At 60.0% G+C, this 2615-nt stretch carries 4 protein-coding genes; 2 read left to right on the top strand and 2 right to left on the bottom strand.

What is annotated here, in order from left to right; translation table 11 throughout:
• Positions 1-567 (bottom strand): MobQ family relaxase (gene mobQ, locus FJ471_RS34385; RefSeq protein WP_181179956.1); only part of this gene is annotated, 567 nt, incomplete at its 3' end.
• Between the two features lie 172 nt (positions 568-739).
• On the opposite strand from mobQ, the gene FJ471_RS34390 reads away from it, so the two are divergent.
• Positions 740-1066, top strand: coding sequence for a conjugal transfer protein TraD (locus tag FJ471_RS34390; protein ID WP_140811376.1), 327 nt, complete (start codon positions 740-742; stop codon positions 1064-1066).
• 1 nt (position 1067) lies between these two features.
• Positions 1068-1286 carry a conjugal transfer protein TraD gene (locus FJ471_RS34395; RefSeq protein ID WP_140811384.1) on the top strand — a complete coding sequence of 73 codons (219 nt, stop codon included), beginning with the start codon at positions 1068-1070 and terminating at the stop codon, positions 1284-1286.
• A gap of 426 nt (positions 1287-1712) precedes the next feature.
• Here the strand turns inward: FJ471_RS34395 and FJ471_RS34400 are convergent, their stop codons facing one another.
• Positions 1713-1919 (bottom strand): hypothetical protein, encoded by a 207-nt coding sequence (locus tag FJ471_RS34400; RefSeq protein ID WP_140811391.1) that lies wholly within the window; start codon positions 1917-1919, stop codon positions 1713-1715.
• Between the last annotated feature and the right edge of the window lie 696 nt (positions 1920-2615).

Here is a 2615-nt window from a genome sequence, read left to right on the forward strand (position 1 = left end):
GATGCGGGCGTCGATATCGAGTTCGGCAAGGCGTTCATTGGCAAGCTCGGCCCATCGTTCGCGCCAGCGCTCGACCAGCTCAGTCTGGTTCCAGTCGCGCACTTTCGAACCAAAACCGTTCTCATCGACCGACCGCATGGCGAGCATGACATGGGCATGCGGTTTTGGACTGCCATCCTCCGCCCTGTCCCAATGCACATTGAGATCGGCGACCATGCCTCGGCAGACAAACTCAGCCTGAACAAAATCGCGCGCCAACTCGATGCCTTGCGCCTGGCTGAGTTCACGCGGCAGCGCAAACTCGACCTCGCGGGCAAGCTGCGCATCCTTGCGCACCTCGAACGCCTCAACATCGTTCCACAGCCGTTCGCGGTCGCGCAAGGCATGCGGCGCATTTTCCGGCAGCATCACTTCGGAATGGACGACACCACGCTTGGCCGAGAAGTCATGCGTGCGTTCGATCCGCTCGTCACGCAACCGCGAAGCCGAGCGGTAGGCGGCGGATGCCACAGCGCTGCTCCCAGCCTTGCGGCCAATGACCTTGACGTGAAGATGATAGATCGCCATCGCGACCAGATCATTTGCACGGCAAAGCGCACGTCGGCACGACGTATAAGCGCGCCCTCCCTCGAAAAAATCTCGGGATGGACCAGCCCGTCCCGGGCTGTCTCGGCAACCCTGAAGCCTTCCGGCGGAGGCTCGCCTATCATCACCGCATTGACGTCAGACGGAGACAGCCATGCGCAAACCAAGGGACTACGACGCGGAACTGAAGGCGCTAGATGAAAAGGCGCGAGAGCTCAAAGCCAGAAAGGTGCAGCAGCTTGGCGACTTGGTGATCGCCACCGGCGCCGATCAACTCAGTACCGACGAACTGGCCGGCGCGCTGGTCGCAATCGCTGAGACGAAAGACGCCGCGAAGCGGGAAGCATGGGTTAAGCGTGGGGTGATGTTTTTCGAGAGCAGGTCCCGGCGAACTGCCCCGGCATCTGGCCGAAACGAACGCAGCGCTCCAGCGCAATCGGGCAGCCCACAATCGCCGGCAAGCGGCTCGGGCTCGGCATGACATGCGCACTTGGCAGGTCGAGCGCCGCAAGCGCACCCGACATCTCATCGAACTCGGCGGTCTCATCGTCAAAGCTGGCATTGTTGAACTGACCGCCGATGATCGCACCATCATCTATGGCGCGCTGCTGTGGATCGCCGCCAAGCTCCAAAGCCATGAAGGCGAGCATGCGCGAGACCTATGGGCCGCGAGGGGAAAGCAGGCGTTCGAGAATGAATGAAGCACCAGCATTGCCAAATGACACGGCTCTTTCGGCGGCCATCGCGGCAGGCGAGCGAGAGGTCCTCGCCGTCGACACGACGACGCTTGATAGCCAGGCTTTAGGTACACGGCGTCAACCCGAACCTGAAGCCCGGCGAGCTGGGCTTCCCGAGGCCCGCCCTTGAAGGTTGAGGTGAGGGGTCGTAGTGGCCTGCGAAGATAGACGGGACATCGTGCTGCATGACAAAGCTATCGGGGGTGCCGCCCTTCATGGTGTTCAACCATACCTCGGGTTCGCGACGTCCTCGACACCGGACCAGAACCCACGCCCGCTTCGCAGCGGGATCTATCGCCAACCTCTCAAGCGAAATCAACTGCACCCTTGCGGTATGATTAAACGCTAGCGTCGGGCGCTGGTGGCAGCTTCCTGGGCGAGCGACAGAGCCTAGTGCTCGGCGAAAACTTTCGGCGCGTCGTCGCCTTCACCCTGGCCCAAGAACTCTATAAGTGCGGCAACAAGTTCTTCAGCGCTGTCTCGGTCGAGTAGCAGGTCGATCGTGTCGTCGTCGTCTGTCACCAATTCCAGTCGTCCGTGCAGTGGCGCGCGCGACGTCACTATCACATCGCCATCCTGATATTCAGCCTCGGCCATGTTATCCTCCGATATCCTCGAAAGGCTCGCAACGCCTTCCGCAGAGGCGGCAAGCCTGGTTTGTTTCTTTCAACGAGTCAGTTGTGTGGGGCAGCCGTGCTGCTCATTCTCTACGACGTAAGGGCTCCCCCCCATCGTCGGTTATCGCGCGGCTCGCCAATGGTGCCCGGCGCCGATTCTCTCAAGGCACTGCAGGAAAGTGATCCATCCCGCAAAGGCCGTCAAGACGGCTTGTCGATCAGCGGCGTTTTATGCGTGGTTGGCATGTAGGGCCGAGCGAGGGGCATTCGCCAATCGATAAATCTATGCCCGTCGCTTGGATCGCCATCCCTACGGCCTGCTCGATTTCCCAGATTGCCATTTGAAGCTGCTCCAGAGTGCAGGCCGATCGCCAACGCTTGGTCTTGTCGAGCTCGTAGTCGTACCGGATCCGCGTGTAGTCCTTTGCGAGTGTGCGCGATTGGATAAAGGTCTTTCGTCACCTTTGGCACTTTCAAGCCGAGTCTCTGACTCTGAAAGAGCATACCCCGAGCGCGTAATCCTGTAGACGAGCAGGCCATATTAGAGTTGAAGGGGCGAACCCTGACGAATTTATACAACGCGCGCCCAGCTTGGCTGTCTAAAGCACGTCGCGTTTAATTGGCCTCATATCCGGCAGCTTTGAAGAAGTTTCTGCACTGTAGCGGGTCGAACAGG

Origin of the sequence: Mesorhizobium sp. B2-7-1 (assembly GCF_006440735.1) — a bacterium.
Taxonomy (GTDB): Bacteria; Pseudomonadota; Alphaproteobacteria; order Rhizobiales; family Rhizobiaceae; genus Mesorhizobium.

What these genes read in the sequence shown, in the direction of transcription:
- FJ471_RS34390 (WP_140811376.1), top strand. Translation starts at nt 740, where the DNA reads ATGCGCAAACCAAGGGACTACGACGCGGAACTGAAGGCGCTAGATGAA.
- FJ471_RS34395 (WP_140811384.1), top strand. Translation starts at nt 1,068, where the DNA reads ATGCGCACTTGGCAGGTCGAGCGCCGCAAGCGCACCCGACATCTCATC.
- FJ471_RS34400 (WP_140811391.1), bottom strand. Translation starts at nt 1,919, where the DNA reads ATGGCCGAGGCTGAATATCAGGATGGCGATGTGATAGTGACGTCGCGC.